Here is a 20,045-nt window from a genome sequence, read left to right on the forward strand (position 1 = left end):
CGGCCAGTCTCCACCTCCGAGCGGCCGCCGCCAAGCACCGACTCGGCGCGGTTCGCGACGACCTCGGATACCCCCGAACGGGGTCCCGGATCAGCCGGTTTCGGCGTCGTGCGCGGCCAGGTTCGAAAACCGGTTGCCGACCTGGGCGTGGATGTGCAGACTGACCAGCCGCCAAGAGCACCGAACCGCCCGGAGAGTTGATGATCGACCTGCAGGCCATGAACGAACAGGTGATCGCGGAGTTCCGCGCGAACGGCCGCCACGGCGATGGCCTCCCGACGCTGCTGCTCACCACCACCGGCGCCCGCTCCGGACGCCGGCACGTGACGCCGATGCTGTTCCTGGCCGACGACGACCGTTACATCGTCTTCGCCGCGAACGGAGGCGCACCCGCGCATCCGGACTGGTACCGCAACCTGGTCGTGGAGCCGTCCGTCGACGTCGAGGCGGACGGCGAGGCCTTCACCGCGCACGCGATGGAGGTGACCGGAGCGGCTCGAGACCGTCTGTTCGCGAAGCAGGCGAAGGCGTTCCCGCGGTTGGCCGAGCACCAGGCGAAGACCAGCAGGCCGTTCCCGGTGATCGCGCTCAAGCGGGTGTGACGCTGGCCACCTCCGAGGAGGAATCCGGTTTCCTCACTGAACTTCGCGCCTGCGAAAGCGCCCAGCACGGGTTCGAATTCGCAGGTGGTCGGCCCCTCGACGCGGACCTCGCGGGCTGGAACGCGGTCCTCGGGTGATCCTTGACAAAGGGTGAGACCGACCGCACGATCTCGTCCCATGAACCTGTCTGACAGCCAGACAGCCGGACATGGTGGTCCACGACGCGTCAGCGCGATGGAGGCCGTTCTGGCCCATCTTCGCGACGGCATCGAGCGCGGCGAGTACCCCGTCGGGGAGAAACTACCGTCGGAATCCGCGCTCGGCAGGGAGTTCGAGGTCAGCCGCTCGGTCGTCCGCGAAGCACTGCGGGGCCTCCAGGCGCTCGGGCTCACCGTGTCCAAAACGGGCAAAGGGACCTTCGTGACCGCCACCGGGCCGGTCGAGAACCCCACCTTCGGGACCTACTCGGCCCGTGACCTGTTCGAGGTCCGGCGGCATGTCGAGATCCCGGTCGCCGGTTACGCGGCGGTGCGCCGCAGCACCGACGACCTGGATCTGCTCGGACATCTCGTCGAGCGCATGGACCTGGAATCCGACAACACCGCGTGGGTGGCGCTGGATTCGCTGTTCCACATCACCATCGCTCAGGCGTCGGGCAATCCGGTGTTCGGCAAGGTCATCGAGGAGATCAGGGACGCGCTGGCCCGCCAGTCGTCGTTTCTCAACCAATTGGGTGGCCGTCGGACCCGTTCGAACACCGAGCACCGTGAGATCGTCACCGCCATCGCCGCCGGCTCCGAAGCGGACGCCGTCGCGGCGATGACCTCGCATCTCGAACACGTCGAGACCGCGCTCACCACCATCGTGCGGCCGGGCCACACCACGTACCAGGACAAGGACGACTGAACCCGTGACCGAACAGACCCTCAGCGCGGACGGCGGCTCCGCGCCGGTGCCCGCCGACGCCGGTGACGCCGGCTACGACAAGGCGCTGAAGCCCCGCCACGTCAACATGATCGCGATCGGCGGCGCCATCGGCACCGGCCTGTTCCTCGGCGCGGGCGGACGGCTCGCACAGGCGGGCCCGGCGCTGGCGATCGTGTACGCGGTCTGCGGACTCTTCGCCTTCTTCGTGGTGCGCTCGCTCGGCGAACTCATCCTGTACCGCCCCTCCTCCGGCGCCTTCGTCTCCTACGCCCGGGAATTCATGGGCGAGAAGGGTGCTTTCGTCGCGGGCTGGATGCACTTCCTGAACTGGTCGACGACCGGTATCGCGGATATCACCGCGATCGCGCTGTACGCGCATTTCTGGTCCTTCTTCACGCCGATCCCGCAGTGGGTGCTGGCGCTCATCGCGCTCGCGGTGGTGCTGGCGCTGAACATGGTGTCGGTGAAGTTGTTCGGCGAGATGGAGTTCTGGTTCGCCATCATCAAGGTCGCCGCACTGGTGACGTTCATGGGAATCGGGATCTTCCTGCTGGTCACCCAGCAGCCGATCGACGGCAACACGCCGGGCTTTTCGCTGATCTCCGACCACGGCGGGATCTTCCCCGCGGGCCTGCTGCCGATGGTGCTGATCGTCCAGGGTGTCGTGTTCGCCTACGCCTCGGTCGAACTGGTCGGCGTCGCCGCCGGCGAGACGGAGAACCCCCGCAAGATCATGCCCAAGGCGATCAACTCGATCATGTGGCGGATCGGGATCTTCTACGTCGGTTCGGTGGTGCTGCTGGCGACGCTGATGCCGTGGGACTCCTACTCGAAGACCGAGAGCCCGTTCGTCACCGTGCTCTCGCACATCGGGGTGCCGCAGGCGGGCAACGTGATGAACCTGGTGGTGCTGACCGCCGCGCTGTCCAGCCTCAACTCGGGCCTCTACTCCACCGGCCGCATCCTGCGTTCGATGTCGCTGGCCGGATCCGCGCCGAAGTTCACCGGCGTGATGAACAAGAACCACGTGCCCTACGGCGGGATCCTCCTCACCTCCGCGGTCTGCGTGGCCGGTGTCGGCCTGAACGCCGTCGTGCCGAGCCAGGCCTTCGAGATCGTGCTGAACTTCGCCGCCATCGGCATCCTCGGCACCTGGGCGATCATCGTGCTGTCGCATCTGATGTTCGTACGCAAGGCCAACCGCGGTGAGGTCGAGCGCCCGTCGTACCGCCTGCCGTTCTCGCCCTACACCGAAATCGCGACGCTGGTCTTCCTCGCCGCGGTCGTGGTGCTGATGGGCTTCGACGAAACCGGCCGGATCACCCTGTACTGCCTGCCGGTCATCGGGCTCGCGCTGGTGGCGGGCTGGTTCGGGGTCCGCAAGCGGATCAACATGGACGTCTTCGAAAAGACGAAGCTGTGATCCCCGAGCTTCGCGTTCCCGCTCACGAACCGCTGGTGCACCTCCTCCGCGACGGCATGGTCGAGGGGGTGCACCACGGTTCGGTGGTGGTCCTCGCACCCGACGGCCGGGTGTTGTTCGCCGCGGGCGACGTCGAGGCGGCGTTCTATCCGCGTTCGGCGGCGAAACCCTTGCAGGCCACGGCGATGGCCCGGCTCGGGGTCGAGCTGAGTGCCGCCGGGTTCGCCGTCGGCGCGGCCAGCCACTCCGGCGAGGAGATCCACCTGGCGGAGGTGCGCACCACCCTCGCCGGTGCCGGGCTCACCGAGGAGGACCTGCGGACCCCGGAGGACCTGCCGTTCGATCCGGTCGAGCGCGACGCCTGGATCGCGTCGGGAAGGACCGCTTCGAGACTGGCGCACAACTGCTCCGGCAAGCACGCGGCGATGCTCGCGACCTGTCGCTTGCACGGCTGGTCCACGAAGGACTACCTGGATCCCGCGCATCCGTTGCAGCGAGCGATCGCGGAACGCGTCGAGGAGCTGACCGGGCAGCGGATCCCCAAGGTCGCCGTCGACGGCTGCGGCGCTCCCCTGTTCGCGGTGTCCCTGCGCGGTCTCGCCATCGCTGTCGGCAGGATCGCGGCGGCGGCCCCTGGCACGCCGGAAGGGCTTGTCGCCGAAGGTATCCGGAAGCATCCGGAGCTGGTCGCCGGTACCCGTCGCGACGTCACCGCGCTCATGCGCGCGGTGCCCGGCCTGATCGCCAAGGACGGTTTCGAAGCCGTCCAGGTCGCCGCGCTGCCGGACGGCACGGCGATCGCGCTCAAGATCGCCGACGGCGGCGACCGCGCACGGCGGCCGGTGCTCGCCGCCGCGCTCGCGCTGTGCGGTGTCGATCCCGACGTGCTGGAACCCACCCCCGGCCTGCGCGTGACGGGCGCGCTGGCCGATCTCCATCTCGCCGCCTGAGGAGCCTTCGATGCACCGTGTGGAACACGATCTGCTCGGGGACAAGGAAGTCCCGGCCGACGCCTATTGGGGGGTGCACACCGCCCGCGCCAGGGAGAACTTCCCCATCACCGGCACCACGATCTCCGCGTATCCGCATCTGATCGAGGCGCTCGCCTCGGTCAAGGAAGCCGCGGCACGGGCCGACGCCGACCTCGGCCTGCTGGAGCCGGCCGTCGCCGACGCGATCCGCCGGGCGTGCCGGGAAATCCGCGAAGGCGCGCTGCACGATCAGTTCGTCGTCGATGTCATCCAAGGCGGCGCGGGCACCTCGACGAACATGAACGCCAACGAGGTGATCGCGAACCGCGCGCTCGAACTGCTGGGGCACGAGAAGGGCGACTACGCCCGCGTGCACCCGAACGAACACGTGAACCTCGGGCAGTCGACCAACGACGCGTATCCGACCGCGGTCAACGTCGCGACGATCATCGCCGTGCGCGAACTGGCCGAGGCGATGGTCGTGCTGGAGCAGGCTTTCGCGGCCAAGGCCGACGAATTCCGCGATCTGCTGAAGATGGGCCGCACCCAGCTGCAGGACGCCGTCCCGATGACGCTCGGGCAGGAATTCGGGACGTACGCGGTGATGCTCGGCGAAGACCGGCTGCGGCTCACCGAAGCGGTGGCGCTGCTGCACGAGATCAACCTCGGCGCGACCGCGATCGGCACCGGCCTCAACGCCGCGCCCGGATACGCCGAAGCCGCCGTCACGCACCTGCGCGAGATCACCGGGCTGCCCGTCGTGACCGCGGTGGACCTCATCGAGGCGACACAGGACTGCGGGGCGTTCGTACACCTTTCCGGTGTGCTCAAGCGGATCGCGGTGAAGCTGTCGAAGAGCTGCAACGACCTGCGGCTGCTCTCGTCCGGGCCGCGGGCGGGCTTCAACGAGATCGACCTGCCGCCGGTGCAGGCGGGGTCGTCGATCATGCCCGGCAAGCTCAACCCGGTGATCCCCGAAGTGGTCGACCAGGTCGCGTTCGAGGTCATCGGCAACGACGTCGCCATCACGATGGCGGCCGAGGCAGGGCAGTTGCAGCTCAACGCGTTCGAACCGCTGATCCTGCATTCGCTCTCGGAGAGCATCACGCATCTGCGGTCGGCCTGCCTGGTGCTGGCGCGGCGGTGCGTCTCCGGGATCACCGCGAACGCCGACGTGATGCGAGGCTACGTCGAGAACTCGATCGGGCTGGTGACCGCGCTGAACCCGAGCGTCGGATACGCGGCGGCGACCGAGATCGCCAAGGAGGCACTCGAAACCGGGCGCGGGGTGGCGGAAATCGTCGTCGAGAAAGGCCTTCTGCCCGCCGAGGAACTGGCGAAGCTGCTGAAGCCGGAGACGCTGGCGCGGCTTTCCTGAAGACCCGCGGGGCGGTACCGGGCGGTCCGCCCCGCGCCAGGAAAGCGTCCTTCATCGCAAAATCCGCGATGAAGGACGCTTTCCTCTCAGGCTGGGGCGGGGCCACGCGAGTACGGCCGCGAGCGGAAGTGATCCTCAGCACGACAGACGGCCAGCGTGCTCGACCGGCTTCTCGCTGCGGACGCCGATGACCAATGGTGGCCGGCTGGTACGACCTCTTTCGTCCGGCTGTGCGATGTGGACGGTCGCGGCGTCTCCCGCAACGTCACCGACTGCATCCTCCGCCTGCGCCCCGGCCGCCCCGAGTCCGATGTGGACGGTGTGGTCGCGGCCGAGGTCCAGCTCGACCCGACGGCTTACCGGTTCCGCCGCGGGCACCGGCTGTGGTGGCGTGGCTTCCGGATCAGCCGGCGAGGCCGATCGCGCAGGCGGGTCGTCAGGCCGGGACCACCCGCTGGTGCGTGGTCAGCCTGCCGTCGTCGTGCAGTACGTGGAACAGCAGGGACGGCGGCAGGTCGTAATCGATCGGTCCGCCTTCGCTCCACGGCCGGAGGCCGTTTTCCTCCCACGGGAACAGGATGCTCGACCCGACCGACGGCGCCGAACGCAGCGGCACACCCGCGAAGATCGCCGACGCCGACGCGTGGACGTGCCCGCACAGCAGGGCCACCACTCGCGGGTGACGTGCGAGCACCTCGGCCAGTTCGTCCTCGCCGTACTGGCGCATGGCGTCCACCAGCGGCAGCCCGAGCGGGACCGGCGGGTGGTGGAAGGCGAGGAAAGCGGGGCCGTCGCCGTCGGCGAGCACACCGTCCAGCCAGGCCAGGGTCTTCTCGTCGAACCGGCCTTCCGGTTTTCCCGGAACGCTCGAATCGGCCAGCACGAAGGTGACGTCGCCGACGGTGTGCACCGCGTTGACCGGGGTGTCGTCCGGCGCCTGGTCGAGCAGCCCTTCGCGGAAGGGACCGCGCTTGTCGTGGTTGCCGGGACAGGTGAAGAGCGGGACGTCGGTCTTGAACAGTTCGGCCGCGCGCCGGTACTCCTCGAGCGTGCCGTGGTCGGCGATGTCTCCGGTCACCAGGATCGCGTCGACCGGGGTCGCCAGCTTCTCCAGATACCGCATCACCCGCGCGGTGCGTTCGTCGGCGCGGTCCCCGCCGTCGAGATGGTTGTCACTCAGATGTGCCGTCACGAACATCGTTTCACCCCAGGTCTTCCAGGTATGCCAACGTTTTCACCCAGTTCCGGACGAGCAGTTCCAACGCCGTCGCGAGGTCGGCGACGCGGATCGCTTCGGCGATCCGGCGGTGCTCGGCGACACTCTCCCTGGCGCGTTCGACGCCACCGAAATAGCGCGCGTCATAGCGTTTCAGCAGCGGCTTCGTCTGCTCCAGCAAGCGCAGCAGATGCGGATTCGTGCACCGCGAGACGAGCAGCGTGTGCCAGCGATCATCCCAGGTGGACAGATCGCCCTGCCGTTCGAGTTCCGCGCTCATCTCCGCGGCGATCCGGTCCAAGCCGCCGGTGAGACCGGCCAGGTCCTGCGGTGAGCTCCACCGCAACGCGAGCGACTCCAGCTCCGCGACGAGCGGGTACAGCTGCCGGGCCTCTTCCGGATCGAACGGCGGCACGAGAAAACCACGCCCCGGCGCCGAAACGAGCAGCCCCCGGTCGGCGAGCCCGATCAGCGCCTCACGCAGCGGTGTCCGGCTGACGCCCAGCTCACGCGCGAGATGCACCTCGTTGATGCGGCTGTCCGCGGCGATCCGGCCGTCGAGCACGCGGGCGGTGATCTCCTCCGAGAGGTCGCGCCGGAGCAGGTTCCTCGTCATCGCCACAGTATTGCATGCAGTTCGGCCATACTGTATTCAGTAGACATGACGGACTTCGATGTGAATCGCGCTCGCGCCGAGACGCCTGGCTGCGCGGAAGTGGTCCACCTCAACAACGCCGGATCGTCGCTGCCACCCGCGCGGGTGACCGACACCGTCGTCGGCTACCTGCGCGAAGAAGCGCTGATCGGCGGATACGAGCAGGCCGCGGCGACCGTGGAGCGGATGAACGGCGTGTACGCCTCGGCCGCGCGCCTCGTCGGCGCCGGCCCCGAGGACATCGCGCTGACCGAGAACGCGACCCGGTCCTGGCAGGCGGTCTTCTACGCGCTGCCCTTCACCGCGGGAGATCGGATCCTGACGGCGAAATCCGAGTACGCGAGCAACGTCATCTCCTTCCTCCAGCTCGCGAAGCGCACCGGCGCCGTCGTCGAGGTGGTCGAGAACGACGAGTCCGGGCAACTGGACGTCGAAGACCTGAAACGCCGCGTCGACGGCGACGTCAAGCTCATCGCCGTCTCTCACGTGCCGACACAGGGCGGGCTGGTCAACCCCGCCGAGGAGATCGGTGCGGTCGCACGCGAGGCGGGGATCCCGTTCCTGCTGGACGCTTGCCAGAGCGCCGGTCAGCTCGACCTCGACGTCGCACGCCTGAACTGCGACGCGCTCAGCGTGACCGGCCGCAAGTACCTGCGCGGGCCACGGGGCACCGGGTTCCTGTACGCGCACCCGCGTCTGCGTGAGCGCGTCGAGCCCGCGATGCTCGACCTGCATTCGGCGGCGTGGACGGCACTCGAAAGCTACGAAATCGATCCGACGGCGAAGATGTTCGAAGTCTGGGAACGCGATCACGCCGCCCTGCACGGCCTCGGCGCGGCGATCGACTACGCCCTCGACTGGGGCATGCCCGCCATCGAAGCCCGCGTCGCCGCCCTCGCCGCGAAACTGCGCGATGCCCTCCGCGAGGTCCCCGGTGTCCGCGTCCACGACCAAGGCGCGCGACAGTGCGGCATCGTCACGTTCAGCTTGGCGAAAACGCCGTCACAGGAAGTGAAGCAGCGCTTGGCCGCGAAGAAGATCAACGTCAGCGTCGTCGAAGCGCTGTCCGCCCAGTTCGACTTCGCCGCGCGCGGGCTGCCGTCGATCGTCCGGTCTTCGGTCCACTACTTCAACACCGAGGACGACATCGCGCTCCTCGTCGGCGAAGTCGAGAAACTGGCTTAACGGCGGGAAAGCGTTGACTCGGACGGCGGGGCGTACGGCAGCCCCGTCGTCTTGGCTCGCCGACCGATCACCAACGCCTCTCCCAGCAGGCTGACGCCGATCGACAACGTCACCGGCCGCGCGTCGGGATGCGCCCCGGCCGTGGTGGCCAGGAACCCGATCCCGAAGTTCACCGCCAGCGACAACACCCAGACCCCGATCGTCCTGCCGGTGTAGCGCAGCCACAGCACGCCGTCGCGCTCGAACAGTTTCGTGGTGGCCGCGCGTACCGCGCCGAGGCCGAAACCGACCACGGAGCCCAGCACGAGCCAAGCGCCGTCCGCGAAGGTGAAACTTTCGAGCTTGACCAGGCCGTAGACCCCGATCGCCAGCAGGACCACCGGCGTCCCGAACACCTCACGGGCGACCAGTGGCTCCCCGCGCAGCCTGCGCACGACGAGCACGATCACCACGGCGACCGCCAACGCGATCAGCAGCCAGGTCCGCATGAACCCCCCCTTTGTAGCACGGTTGTGCCAAATAAAATAGCAAGGTCGTGCTATAAAGGCAACATGCCGAAGATCGTCGACCCCGGCGCCCGGCGCCTGGAGATAGCCGAAGCCGTCTTCCGGGTGATCCAGCGGGACGGGTTGGCGCAGGCGTCGCTCAGGAGCGTGGCCGACGAGGCACGGCTCGCGATCGGTTCGGTGCGGCACTACTTCCGCGGCCACGACGAATTGATCGTCTTCGCCATGCGCGCGCTCGGCGACCGGGTGGAAGCCCGGCTGCTGCGTCATGTGCCCGAACTGCTCGATCCGGGGACGCCCCGTTCACGCCGGCAGGAACTCACCGAAGCGCTGCTCGGTGAACTGCTGCCGCTCACCGAGCAGACCAGGGCCGAGACCGAGGTCTGGCTGGCTTTCTCCGCCGCCGCGAAGAACCACCCGGATCTCGCCGAAGAGGCCGCACGGGTACATGCCGGAGTCCGTTCGCTCGTCCGCCGGGCGCTCGAAGGCGCGCGTGGCGCGGGCGGCCTGCTCGACGACCTCGACCTGGGCGTCGAAACCGAACGGCTGGCGGCACTGCTGGACGGCCTGGCCATGGCGAGCGGGCAGACACCGCCGGAGCTGATGCGCACGGTGCTCGGACGACATCTGGAATCCCTGCGAAAACCCGGATCGGCGACGAAATGAGCACGGTCCGCGAAGTCGCCGCCCGGCATCCGGCCGCGTCACGGTAGCCGACGCCGAACCCGGCCGGTTGCGGGCTCGACGGGGTGCCGTCTTCACCGATTCGGGTCGCACCGTCCACATCGGACGGAGCTTCGGGATGACGCGACCCGGATTTCCTTCCTAGGCCCCGAACCAGCCCGCCACGTCGAGACGGAAGCCGTCCGACGGCGCCATCGTGCGAAGGTCGGCTTCGAGCGCGCGAACCCTTTCGATGCCCAGCGTGCCCACCCACTCCTTGCGCAGCTCCTCGAAGATCGCCGCGGTGCGGCCGAGTGAGTCGAACCCGCGGCCGGTGAGCCGGACGACCTTGCGCCGCGCGTCGGCCGGGTCGTCGGCGCGCTCGACGTAGCCGAGCTGCTCCAGCTTGTCGATGGTCTTGCCCGCCGCCTGCTTGCTGACCCCGAGCCGCCGCCCGAGCTCGCTCGCCGTCGCGCCGCTTCCCCCGATCGCCTGCATGGCGAAGCCGTACGCCGGACGGACGTCGGGATGCCCCTGCTCGGCCAGCTCGGCGTGCATCCGGTCGATGATCGAGCGGAAGCCCGCGAACAACAGAAGCGGTAGCTCGAAACCCGGCGGGTCGGCACCTTGCTTGCGTTTTTCGACAACCTGGTTTACCTTTTCGTCAACCACGTTGACCATTTTAAAGGGGCTGCCTTGTTTCCTGACCACACCCTCGAAACCGCACCCGAAGCCGCGCGTCGGCCGATGGAAGCGGCCATCCGGCGCCTCGGCCGTCTCCCCACCGCCGTGGCCCGGCTGGCCACGTCTCCGGAGTTGCTCGACGGGTTCTTGAAGCTGAGCGCGAGTTTCGAGCAGACGACGCTCGATCCGTTCGCGCGAGAGACGGTCGTGATGACCGTGGCGACGCGCAATGGCTGCGAAGTCTGCATCGAACTGCACACCGCCAAACTGAAGAGGCTTCGCGCCGGCGAAGACGTCGTCGCGGCGCTTCGCTCGCAAGAGCCCGTGCCCGACGAGCGACTGGAAGCCGTCCGGCAGTTCACGCTGGCGGTGCTCGAAACCGCCGGCGGCGTCGACGACGAGACACTGCGGGCCTTCCTCGGGCACGGATACACCGAACGGAACGCCCTCGAAGTCGTCATGGGCATCGGGACCTACACGATGTCGACCTTGGCGAACCGGCTCACCCGCGCCTAGTCGCTCTGCGTGATCGCCCTCGCGGCCAGATATCACTCCAATGGCCGCCGATCTCGACGTATCTGGGCAGTCCCGGCCGTCTCCTGTCTTGTGCAGCCGAAAGTTCGCCACCCGCGGCGCGGCGCACCGGCGGTCTGGCCTGCCGAGGGGGCAGACCAGACCGCCGAAAACCGAAGAACGTCCCACAGGTGTTGGGGGTGCGTGAAGGCCCTCTTCCCGCGACGCGGTCACGGGAAGAGGGCCTTCACGTGTTCTCGCCTTCGCAAGCAGTCGACGCCCTGCACCCCGCGGATCCCGGCCGAGCCCCTTTGCCCCGGCCGAGAAGGCAGCGGCGGGAGCCGGTGTGTCACCGGCCCCCGCGTTGTTCGCCCCAGGTCGGATGCGTCAGACGACGCGGAGGTACAGGTAGACCGACGTCCCCTTGTGGGACTTGTCGAAGTTCTTCCTGGTGCCTTCACCGCCCGCTCGGACGGTGCCGAAGCTGGCGTTGTCGTAACCCCAGGAGCCGTAGACCTCGGCGGCCTTGCCGTCGGCGTCCGTGTCCTTGACCCAGCCCTGGACACGGATCTTGCCGGCGCCGCAGGTGATGGTCCAGCCGGCCGCGCCGCCGCCGACGCTCGGATTCTTCACGTCCCCGCAGCCACCCTGGATGACCATGACACCGTCGGTGGAGAGGGGAGCGGCGGTCGTGGGGGCGGCGCTCAGCAGCGCGCCGCCGAGGATCGCGCCGGTCAGTGCGGCGATGGTGCTCGTCTTCTTCACGAAGCTCATCTCGTTGCCTTTCTCAACCGGCGGGCTGTTTCCCGCCGCTGAGAACAAGGTTGTCCTCCTTCGCTTTGCCGATACTTTGCTGTCCGCTTACCTCGGCGACCATGCCGCGTGGGCGACGCTGCTCGACGACATCGTCGTCGCACTCGCCACGACCGTGACGGAAGCTCGCGAGGAGACCGTATCCCGCTCGTCTCGCGCGGCCCGGAATACCAGGTCAGCACGGTGCGAGTCGGGTCAGACCTCGAGAGCCCACCGCACGTACCGCATCGTCGGCACGAAGCCCGCCTTCTCGAAGACCCCGTACGCCCCGAGGGGATCCGCGGAGTCCACGTTCAGACTGGCGCGGTCGTACCCCTGATCGGCGGCGACCCTCAACGCGTGCCCCATCAACACGCCGGCGACACCTCGCCGCCGGTACTTTCGAAGCGTTCCGATGACCATGAAGTGCGCGTCGCGAACGCCGGTGGCCTCCGTGTCGGCGTCCCAGCACATCGTCACCAGCATCCCCACCGCGGAGCCCGCCTCGCGAAGCAGGAAGCTGACCTCGGGCCGGAAGGTCTGGTTGGTGATCTTGTTCCGCCAGAGATCGGCCGGCATCGGCACGGCGCCCCAATAGTCCCGGTACGCCTCGTTCCGGACCTCGCGGAACTCTTCGTCGTTCCACTCCGACCACGGCTCGATCCGGAACCCGTCAGGGATCACGAGACCGGTCAAGGCGCCGAGCGAGTGCTCCATCCGCTGGAAGTAGCGTACCGGCACGAAACCCCGCGACCGGACCAGTTCGGCCAGCCCGGCGATGCGCTCCGGCCGGTTGAGGTCGACCACGAGCTTCGCCGACGGGTGATGCAGCGCGTGCACCACCTCGGCCGCCGCCACGCCCGCGTCGACGAGAGTGGTCCCGATACCCCGGCGGCGATACCCGGGATGGACCCCACCGTCGAGGAAGACCCGGTGGACCTCTTCCGCGGACGGCTTGAAGCGGATCTTCATGTAGCCGACCATCACGTCACCGTCGAAAGCGGCGAGACTCGCCCGCTCCAGGTCCGCGTACGGGTCGATCAACTCCTGAAGAGTGTCTTCCTCGGTGTAGTTCTCACCGATCTCGTCGGCGGTCTCGATGGCGTTGAGGAGGTCGGCCGACGCCTTGGCGTCCTCGTGCCGGAGTGGCCGCCACGTGAGGGAGTCCCGCATGCGGCGACGCTATCGCCGCGCGGACGGCCTGTCGCCGGGTTTTCGGTGGGCGCAGTAGGGATCGAACCTACGACCGCTCGGGTGTAAACCGAGTGCTCTCCCGCTGAGCTATGCGCCCGGGAGGTGGCACCCGCGCACGGGTGCCACCGGTGAAGACTCAGGCCAGCGAGGCCACGGCCTTCTTCCACGCCTGCTGGTCACGTGCCTCGCCGGGCTGGTTGACCTCGGCGAACCGCACAATGCCGTCCTTGTCGATCAGGAAGGTGCCACGGGTGGCCAGGCCGGCCGCCTCGTTGAAGACGCCATAGGCCTTCGCGACCTCGCCGTGCGGCCAGAAGTCCGAAAGCAGGGGGAACTGGTAGCCCTCCTGCTCGGCCCACGCCTTGAGCGAGAACGGCGTGTCCACGGACACGCCGATGACCTGGACGCCCTGGCCGTCGTAGTCCGCGAACTCGTCGCGGAGCTGGCACAGCTCGCCGGTGCAGATGCCGCTGAACGCGAACGGGTAGAACACGAGCAGGACCGGCTTCTCGCCCTGGAAGGACGACAGCTTCACGGCCTGCTTGTTGTAGTCGTTGAGCGTGAAGTCCGGGGCTTGCGATCCGACCTCGACGGCCATACCGGCGATTTCCTCTCAAGAGCGAACAGGGGCCTGCGACGACAACCCTATCGTGTCGCTCGCACGGCTCCCGAGGTCACCGCTTGGTCTTCGACGACTTCGGCGACACCAGCCTCGTCCCCGCCCACTTGGGGCCGGCGCTGATGTTGGCCGTCTGCGCCAAGCCGACCTGCGGCACCGCTTCGGCGATCTCACTCGGCTCGACGTGTCCTGGCTGTCCCGTCTTCGGGGTCAGCACCCAGATCACGCCGTTCTCGTTCAAGGGGGTCCGGACCTCGATCAGCGTGTCGCCGAGATCACCGTCGTCCTCGCGCCACCACAGCAGCACCACGTCGATGACCTCGTCGGCGTCCTCGTCGAGGATGTCGCCGCCGATCTGCTCCTCGATCGCCGCACGAAGATCGTCATCGACGTCCTCGTCCCAGCCGATCTCCTGGACCACCATGTCCGGCTTGATCCCAAGCCTTTCGGCGACGCTGTTCTGATCAGCGTCTCCCGCGGCGACCACTGCTGTCACTCCTCCAACTACGACGGAGCGGGGTGTCGCCACGGCCGGATCGACCGGGCGGGCACCACACTCGGGTACACGATGCCCGTTAGCGAACACTGGTGAGGCGCTGCGCGCAACCGTCCACACCGGATCTTGAACAACTCGTGTCGCAGCGTACGGACATTCGGCCCAGTCGAGCGAGGTCGATTCAGGCGCGCCTGGGCGACTCCGAACGGCCTGCTTTAGGGTGGGAGAGAAAACGCGCGCGCGAGTACAGGCGCGTGCGAGGCGTGTCGCGGTCGGGTCCGTCGACGTTACCGATCAGTAGCGGTGACGAGAACGGAACCGGAGGACGACGATGGAAAGCGAACACGCCCGCGTACGAGCACAACCAGCTACCACCTTTCGCAAGGAGACCCCTTGGCCCCGCAGAACGACGGCGCCTCCGGCAAGGAGACCCCGGCACGCGTCCGCGTCATCCGTGACGGATTGGCGGCGCACCTGCCCGACATCGACCCGGAGGAGACCGCCGAATGGCTGGATTCCTTCGACGAGGCGCTGGCCAGGGGTGGTCAGCAGCGCGCCCGGTACCTCATGCTGCGCATCCTCGAGCGGGCCAGGGAACGCCACGTCGGCGTTCCGGCGCTGACGTCGACCGATTACGTCAACACGATCCCCACCGAGAACGAACCCTGGTTCCCCGGTGACGAGGAGATCGAGCGTCGCTACCGCGCCTACATCCGGTGGAACGCCGCGATCATGGTGCACCGCGCGCAGCGTCCGGGCGTCGGCGTCGGCGGGCACATCTCGACCTATGGCTCGTCCGCGGCGCTGTACGAAGTGGGCTTCAACCACTTCTTCCGCGGTAAGGACCACTCGGGTGGCGGAGACCAGATCTTCATCCAGGGACACGCCTCCCCCGGCATCTACGCCCGCGCGTTCCTCGAGGGCAGGCTGAGCGAGAACCAGCTGGACGGATTCCGCCAGGAGTACTCGCACGCCGGCGAGGGCGGCGGCCTGCCGTCGTACCCGCACCCGCGGCTGATGCCGGAGTTCTGGGAGAACCCGACCGTGTCCATGGGCCTCGGCCCGATGAACGCGATCTACCAGGCGCGGTTCAACCGCTACCTGCGTGATCGCGGCATCAAGGACACCAGCGACCAGCACGTCTGGGCGTTCCTCGGCGACGGCGAGATGGACGAGCCGGAATCGCGCGGCCTCATCCACGTGGCCGCCGGCGAGGGCCTCGACAACCTGACCTTCGTGATCAACTGCAACCTGCAGCGGCTCGACGGCCCGGTGCGCGGCAACGGCAAGATCATCCAGGAGCTGGAGTCGTACTTCCGCGGCGCCGGCTGGAACGTCATCAAGGTCATCTGGGGCCGCGAGTGGGACTCGCTGCTGCACGCCGACCGTGACGGCGCGCTGGTCAACCTGATGAACACCACGCCCGACGGTGACTTCCAGACCTACAAGGCCAACGACGGCGCCTTCGTCCGCGAGCACTTCTTCGGCCGCGACCCGCGGACCAAGGAGCTGGTCAAGGATCTCACCGACGCCGACGTGTGGAACCTCAAGCGCGGCGGGCACGACTACCGCAAGGTCTACGCGGCCTACAAGTCGGCGCTGGAGCACCACGGCCAGCCGACGGTGATCCTGGCCCACACCATCAAGGGTTACGGCCTCGGGCCGTCCTTCGAGGGCCGCAACGCCACGCACCAGATGAAGAAGCTCACCCTGGACGACCTCAAGCTGTTCCGGGACGCCCAGCGCATCCCGATCAGCGACGAGGAACTCGAGCGCGACCCGAAGCTCCCGCCGTACTACCACCCCGGCAAGGACTCGGCGGAGATCGAGTACATGATCGGCAGGCGGAAGGCGCTCGGCGGGTTCCTGCCGGAGCGTCGCCCGAAGGCTTCGAAGGCCCTCGTGCTGCCCGGCGACAAGGTCTACGAAGGCATCCGCAAGGGCTCGGGCAAGCAGGAGGTCGCCACCACGATGGCGTTCGTCCGGCTCGTCCGTGAGCTGGCGAAGGACTCCGAGATCGGCAAGCGGATCGTGCCGATCATCCCGGACGAAGCGCGCACCTTCGGTCTCGACTCGATGTTCCCGACGGCCAAGATCTACAACCCGCACGGCCAGACGTACACCTCGGTCGACGCGAGCCTGATGCTGGCCTACAAGGAGTCCGAAAAGGGCGTCATCCTGCACGAGGGCATCAACGAGGCGGGGTCCACCGCGTCGTTCACCGCCGTCGGCACCTCGTACGCCACGCACGGCGAGCCGATGATCCCGATCTACATCTTCTACTCGATGTTCGGGTTCCAGCGGACCGGTGACGGCCTCTACGCGGCGGCGGACCAGATGGCCCGCGGGTTCGTGCTCGGCGCCACCGCCGGCCGCACCACGCTGACCGGTGAGGGCCTGCAGCACGCCGACGGGCACTCGCTGCTGCTGGCGGCGACCAACCCGGCCGTCGTGGCCTACGACGCCGCGTGGTCGTTCGAGATCGCCCACATCGTGCGGGACGGTCTGCGCCGGATGTACGGCGAGACCGGCCCGGACGGCAACGGCGAGAACATCTTCTACTACATGACGATCTACAACGAGCCCTATCAGCAGCCAGCCGAGCCGGAGAACCTCGACGTCGACGGCCTGCTGAAGGGTCTGTACCGCTACGCCGACGCCCCGTCGGGCGACGGTCCGGAGGCGCAGATCCTGGTGTCCGGCGTCACCATGCCGGACGCTCTTCGCGCGCAGAAGATGCTCGCCGAGGAGTGGGGCGTTCGCGCGGCCGTGTGGTCGGCGACCTCGTGGACCGAGCTGCGGCGTGAGGCCGTCGACGCCGACCACGACAACTTGCTCCACCCGGGCGATTCACCGCGTGTGCCGTACATCACACAGAAGCTGTCCGGCGCGAACGGGCCGGTCGTCGCGGTTTCGGACTGGATGCGTGCCGTACCGGACCTCATCCGCCCGTGGGTGCCGAACGACATGCTGACGCTGGGCACCGACGGGTTCGGGTTCTCCGACACCCGCCCCGCCGCCCGGCGGAAGTTCCTGGTCGACGCGCAGTCGATCGTGGTCGGCACGCTGAGCGCGCTCGCCAAGCGCGGTGAGTTCGACCGGGCGAAGGTGGCCGAGGCGGCGCAGAAGTACCGTCTCGACGACGTCGCCGCCGCGGGGCCGCAGTTGTCGGACTCCGGCAGCGCCTGACGCTGGGATGAAGGGGCCTTTCCTCGCAAAATTTGCGAGGAAAGGCCCCTTCATTGCATCCAGTTCATTGCATCCAGCGAGTGGCGGACTAGGGTGAGACATCGGATGTTTGCCGAGAAGCGGGAAGGGTGAGCGAGTGTGACCAAGCGTCGACTGCCGAAGCCAAGTGAGCTGAAGCAGATCCTGCGGCCGAAGCCGATCGTGCTCAACCCGACCGAGCGGCGGCTGGCGGGCGCGCACACGATCGCCGACCTGCGCATGCTCGCCCGCAAGCGGACGCCGAGGGCGGCGTTCGACTACACCGACGGCGCCGCGGAGCTGGAGGACAGCCTCCGCCGGGCCCGCCAAGCCTTCCGCCGCATCGAGTTCCACCCCAACGTCCTGCGCGGTGTGTCCGATGTGGACACCGGCAAGGAGATTCTCGGCCGGCGTTCGGAGCTGCCGTTCGCGTTCGCGCCGACTGGGTTCACGCGCATGATGAACCACGAAGGCGAGTCCGCGGTGGCCCGCGTCGCGCAGCGCAACGGCATCCCGATGGGCCTGTCGACGATGGCGACGACGTCCATCGAGGACCTCGCGGCGGCCGCCCCGGAGGCCCGCAAGTGGTTCCAGCTCTACGTCTGGCGCGACCACAAAGCAGGCGAAGATCTGATGAATCGCGCCTGGGCCGCCGGTTTCGACACGCTCATGCTGACGGTGGACACCCCGGTCGCCGGAGCCCGGCTGCGCGACGTCCGCAACGGCTTGACCATCCCGCCCGCGCTCACCCTCAAGACCTTCGCCGACGGCGCGATGCATCCGGCGTGGTGGTTCAACCTGCTGACCACCGAGCCGCTGACCTTCGCGTCGCTGAGCCAGTTCGACGGCACGGTCGCCGAACTGCTCAACCAGCTCTTCGACCCGACCCTGAACTTCGACGACCTCGACCGGGTCCGTCAGACCTGGCCGGGCAAGCTGGTGGTCAAGGGAATCCAGAACGTCGACGACGCGCGGGACGTGGTCAAGCACGGCGCCGACGCGGTGCTGCTGTCCAACCACGGCGGCCGTCAGCTCGACCGCGCGCCGACGCCGATCGAGCTGCTGCCCGCGGTGCTCGACGAGATCCAGGGCGACGCGGAGGTGTGGGTCGACACCGGCATCCTTTCCGGCGGCGACATCGTGGCCGCGATCGCGCGCGGCGCCGACGCGGTGCTCATCGGGCGCGCGTTCCTCTACGGCCTGATGGCCGGGGGCGAACGCGGCGTTCAGCGGTGCGTGGACATCCTGCGCGCCGAGATGGTCCGGACGATGCAGCTGCTGGGCGTCCGCACCCTCGCCGACCTCAAGCCTTCGCACGCCACCATGCGCTGACCCTCTCCGCAATTCGGCACCTGCTTGCGGTACTTGCGTGTGCAAGTACCGCAAGCAGGTGCCGAATTGCGTGGTCAGCGGGTGGCGGCCGAGACGTCGGCGGGCGCGGTGCGGACCTGCTTCGCCGTGCGGTTCCAACTCCACCAGCCGTGTACGACCAGTCCGGCGAACACGATGTAGACCGCGGCCGAGAAGTACAGGCCCGAAGAGAGCTGAAGCGGTACGCCGATCGCGTCGACGACCAGCCATACCAGCCAGAACTCGACGAGACCCGCGCCTTGTGCGGCGAAGGCGACCAGCGTGCCGACGAAGATCGCGGCGTCCGGCCATGGCGCCCATGAGGCGTTCAGCGCGTCGAGGACCAGCGCCATCGCGGTGGTCCCGATCGCGAACGCGCCGATCATCGCCAGTCGTTCGCCGAGGCGGCCCTTGCGGACGACGACGCCGTAGACCGGGTCACTACGGCGGGACCACGCCCACCAGCCGTAGATCGAGATGACGAGGATCGCGATCTGCCTGGTCGCGAGCCCGCCGAGATGCGCGGAGAGATAGACCGAAAAGAGCAGCACGGTGGCGCCGACCTGGACCGGCCACGTCCACAACGTGCGGCGTTGCGCCAGGAAGACCACGGCCAGCGCGAAGATCTGCCCCGTCAGTTCGGCGAAGGAGATCCACTGTCCGAGCACCGTGACACCGTTGTGCAGCAGGAAGTCCACGTCCGCACCCCTCTCCGTCTCCCGCTCCAACATGCTCCGTCACGAAGCCATTCCCCAGGGAGTGTGAGGTGCGGAACAGGGAGATGGCTCGAAAGACGCTGAGGCGGAGTAGCCGACGGGACTTTACCCGCGTGAGATGCGACGAAGGGACCCTTCACGCATCTGATGCGGCGATGGGCCCCTTCGGCTCCACGCGGGCCCGGTGCCTTCCTCGATCACCGGGCCCGCGGGATGATCAGGAATCTACGCGACCGATGCCCACGGGCGAAGTCGGCGGCTCCGAACGGGCCCCCCACCGGTCGGCACCCGCGTCCGCTTGGCCCGGCATGCCGATCGACCGGCCCTGCCAGCGGTCCCGCCCGGGCGTGATCAAGCCACCGCCGAGGGTGGCGAGCACCGACCCGTCACGGCCGTCGCGATGTGCACCTGGCCCAGCGCGGCGACGAGGCCGAACGCCATGAACATCCCGTAGGTGATCGTGCCGAGCACCCGTTCCGCCGGACGGGTGAAGAGCGCTCCGGTCACCGGCACCAGCGCCACCAGGATCCGCGGCGGGAACGATGATGTCGTCAAGCAGTGCGCTGACCGGATTGCTCTCACCGAATTCGCCGAACGCGAATCGCGGTGCGATCAGAGAATGAAGTAGGACAAAAGTTCGACGAGGATTACGCCAGCGTCGACATTCGCCTGTCCGAGCGTTCCGGCCAGTCCGGTCTTCTCGATGAACTCGTCGAATCCCCTCATCGACAAAACCGGTGCCCATGCCTTCGACACGGCTTTCGCGATCGACCAGCCGGTGAACCGGATGAGCGGGAACCGACCGATTTCGGCACGAAGTCGATGATGAGTTTCCCTGCTGCGGCTTGCCAGGAACCGTTGGCCACTGGCACCGCACCGATAACTCGACGACCCACGATCGAGTGAGTGAGCTAGCGGGAAAAGATCCACAAGTCGCATACTTGTCCT

At 68.0% G+C, this 20,045-nt stretch carries 21 protein-coding genes, 1 tRNA gene and 1 pseudogene; 11 read left to right on the forward strand and 12 right to left on the reverse strand.

The window, feature by feature from the left end:
* Positions 1–200 precede the first annotated feature (200 nt).
* The 6 genes and pseudogenes from P3102_RS26615 to P3102_RS26640 form a co-directional block, all read left to right on the forward strand.
* Complete coding sequence (locus tag P3102_RS26615; protein WP_276362687.1) at positions 201–602, forward strand: nitroreductase/quinone reductase family protein; 402 nt, start codon at positions 201–203, stop codon at positions 600–602.
* Between the two features lie 234 nt (positions 603–836).
* Complete coding sequence (locus P3102_RS26620) at positions 837–1,508, forward strand: FadR/GntR family transcriptional regulator (RefSeq protein WP_276371360.1); 672 nt, start codon at positions 837–839, stop codon at positions 1,506–1,508.
* A 4-nt stretch (positions 1,509–1,512) separates the two neighbouring features.
* Positions 1,513–2,952, forward strand: a complete 1,440-nt coding sequence (locus tag P3102_RS26625) for an amino acid permease (RefSeq protein ID WP_276362689.1) — start codon at positions 1,513–1,515, stop codon at positions 2,950–2,952.
* Positions 2,949–3,902, forward strand: a complete 954-nt coding sequence (locus tag P3102_RS26630) for an asparaginase (RefSeq protein ID WP_276362690.1) — start codon at positions 2,949–2,951, stop codon at positions 3,900–3,902. The genes P3102_RS26625 and P3102_RS26630 overlap by 4 nt, the downstream gene beginning before the upstream one ends.
* Positions 3,903–3,912: 10 nt before the next feature.
* Positions 3,913–5,301 carry an aspartate ammonia-lyase gene (locus P3102_RS26635; protein WP_276362691.1) on the forward strand — a complete coding sequence of 463 codons (1,389 nt, stop codon included), beginning with the start codon at positions 3,913–3,915 and terminating at the stop codon, positions 5,299–5,301.
* Between the two features lie 219 nt (positions 5,302–5,520).
* Positions 5,521–5,685, forward strand: a pseudogene (locus P3102_RS26640) (peptidase S15); the annotation flags it as partial.
* A 52-nt stretch (positions 5,686–5,737) separates the two neighbouring features.
* Here the strand turns inward: P3102_RS26640 and P3102_RS26645 are convergent.
* Entirely contained in the window at positions 5,738–6,499 is a 762-nt protein-coding gene (locus P3102_RS26645) for a metallophosphoesterase (protein WP_276362692.1), read from the reverse strand.
* Positions 6,500–6,503: 4 nt separating this feature from the next.
* Complete coding sequence (locus P3102_RS26650) at positions 6,504–7,133, reverse strand: GntR family transcriptional regulator (protein WP_276362694.1); 630 nt, start codon at positions 7,131–7,133, stop codon at positions 6,504–6,506.
* A 45-nt stretch (positions 7,134–7,178) separates the two neighbouring features.
* Here P3102_RS26650 and P3102_RS26655 point away from each other — a divergent pair, with 45 nt between their 5' ends.
* Positions 7,179–8,357: an aminotransferase class V-fold PLP-dependent enzyme gene (locus P3102_RS26655; RefSeq protein ID WP_276362695.1), complete on the forward strand. Its 1,179-nt coding sequence runs from the start codon at positions 7,179–7,181 to the stop codon at positions 8,355–8,357.
* On the opposite strand, the gene P3102_RS26660 is transcribed toward P3102_RS26655, so the two are convergent.
* A complete protein-coding gene (locus P3102_RS26660) occupies positions 8,354–8,845 on the reverse strand; it encodes a DUF1453 domain-containing protein (protein WP_276362696.1) in 492 nt (163 codons plus the stop codon). The two genes, P3102_RS26655 and P3102_RS26660, sit on opposite strands and share 4 nt — an antisense overlap.
* A gap of 63 nt (positions 8,846–8,908) precedes the next feature.
* Here P3102_RS26660 and P3102_RS26665 point away from each other — a divergent pair, with 63 nt between their 5' ends.
* Complete coding sequence (locus P3102_RS26665) at positions 8,909–9,529, forward strand: TetR family transcriptional regulator C-terminal domain-containing protein (protein WP_276362698.1); 621 nt, start codon at positions 8,909–8,911, stop codon at positions 9,527–9,529.
* Between the two features lie 159 nt (positions 9,530–9,688).
* Here P3102_RS26665 and P3102_RS26670 read toward each other — a convergent pair whose 3' ends face one another.
* Positions 9,689–10,207, reverse strand: a complete 519-nt coding sequence (locus P3102_RS26670) for a MarR family transcriptional regulator (protein ID WP_276362699.1) — start codon at positions 10,205–10,207, stop codon at positions 9,689–9,691.
* Positions 10,208–10,222: 15 nt separating this feature from the next.
* Between P3102_RS26670 and P3102_RS26675 the strand changes: the two genes are divergently transcribed.
* Positions 10,223–10,726, forward strand: coding sequence for a carboxymuconolactone decarboxylase family protein (locus tag P3102_RS26675; RefSeq protein ID WP_276362701.1), 504 nt, complete (start codon positions 10,223–10,225; stop codon positions 10,724–10,726).
* Positions 10,727–11,110: 384 nt separating this feature from the next.
* Here P3102_RS26675 and P3102_RS26680 read toward each other — a convergent pair whose 3' ends face one another.
* The 5 genes from P3102_RS26680 to P3102_RS26700 all read right to left on the reverse strand — a co-directional run bounded on the left by P3102_RS26680 (position 11,111) and on the right by P3102_RS26700 (position 13,815).
* The gene (locus P3102_RS26680; protein WP_276362702.1) at positions 11,111–11,497 is read right to left on the reverse strand and encodes a hypothetical protein; all 387 of its coding nucleotides are present in this window, start codon (positions 11,495–11,497) and stop codon (positions 11,111–11,113) included.
* Positions 11,498–11,731: 234 nt separating this feature from the next.
* Positions 11,732–12,688, reverse strand: coding sequence for a GNAT family N-acetyltransferase (locus tag P3102_RS26685; RefSeq protein WP_276362704.1), 957 nt, complete (start codon positions 12,686–12,688; stop codon positions 11,732–11,734).
* 46 nt (positions 12,689–12,734) lie between these two features.
* A tRNA-Val gene (locus P3102_RS26690) sits at positions 12,735–12,806 on the reverse strand.
* 39 nt (positions 12,807–12,845) lie between these two features.
* Positions 12,846–13,307, reverse strand: a complete 462-nt coding sequence (locus tag P3102_RS26695) for a peroxiredoxin (RefSeq protein ID WP_276362706.1) — start codon at positions 13,305–13,307, stop codon at positions 12,846–12,848.
* Positions 13,308–13,383: 76 nt separating this feature from the next.
* On the reverse strand, positions 13,384–13,815 hold the full coding sequence (locus P3102_RS26700) for a DUF3052 domain-containing protein (RefSeq protein WP_061984298.1): 432 nt from the start codon (positions 13,813–13,815) through the stop codon (positions 13,384–13,386).
* A 402-nt stretch (positions 13,816–14,217) separates the two neighbouring features.
* On the opposite strand from P3102_RS26700, the gene aceE reads away from it, so the two are divergent.
* Both aceE and P3102_RS26710 read left to right on the forward strand, forming a co-directional pair.
* Positions 14,218–17,013, forward strand: a complete 2,796-nt coding sequence (gene aceE / locus P3102_RS26705; RefSeq protein WP_276362709.1) for a pyruvate dehydrogenase (acetyl-transferring), homodimeric type — start codon at positions 14,218–14,220, stop codon at positions 17,011–17,013.
* Positions 17,014–17,151: 138 nt separating this feature from the next.
* On the forward strand, positions 17,152–18,363 hold the full coding sequence (locus P3102_RS26710) for an alpha-hydroxy acid oxidase (RefSeq protein WP_276362710.1): 1,212 nt from the start codon (positions 17,152–17,154) through the stop codon (positions 18,361–18,363).
* Positions 18,364–18,437: 74 nt separating this feature from the next.
* Here P3102_RS26710 and P3102_RS26715 read toward each other — a convergent pair whose 3' ends face one another.
* The 3 genes from P3102_RS26715 to P3102_RS26725 all read right to left on the reverse strand — a co-directional run bounded on the left by P3102_RS26715 (position 18,438) and on the right by P3102_RS26725 (position 20,027).
* Positions 18,438–19,079, reverse strand: a complete 642-nt coding sequence (locus P3102_RS26715) for a nicotinamide mononucleotide transporter family protein (RefSeq protein ID WP_276362713.1) — start codon at positions 19,077–19,079, stop codon at positions 18,438–18,440.
* Positions 19,080–19,448: 369 nt separating this feature from the next.
* The gene (locus tag P3102_RS26720; protein WP_276362714.1) at positions 19,449–19,652 is read right to left on the reverse strand and encodes a hypothetical protein; all 204 of its coding nucleotides are present in this window, start codon (positions 19,650–19,652) and stop codon (positions 19,449–19,451) included.
* Positions 19,653–19,709: 57 nt separating this feature from the next.
* Positions 19,710–20,027 (reverse strand): hypothetical protein, encoded by a 318-nt coding sequence (locus P3102_RS26725; protein WP_276362716.1) that lies wholly within the window; start codon positions 20,025–20,027, stop codon positions 19,710–19,712.
* Between the last annotated feature and the right edge of the window lie 18 nt (positions 20,028–20,045).

Origin of the sequence: Amycolatopsis sp. QT-25 (assembly GCF_029369745.1) — a bacterium.
Taxonomy (GTDB): domain Bacteria; phylum Actinomycetota; class Actinomycetes; order Mycobacteriales; family Pseudonocardiaceae; genus Amycolatopsis.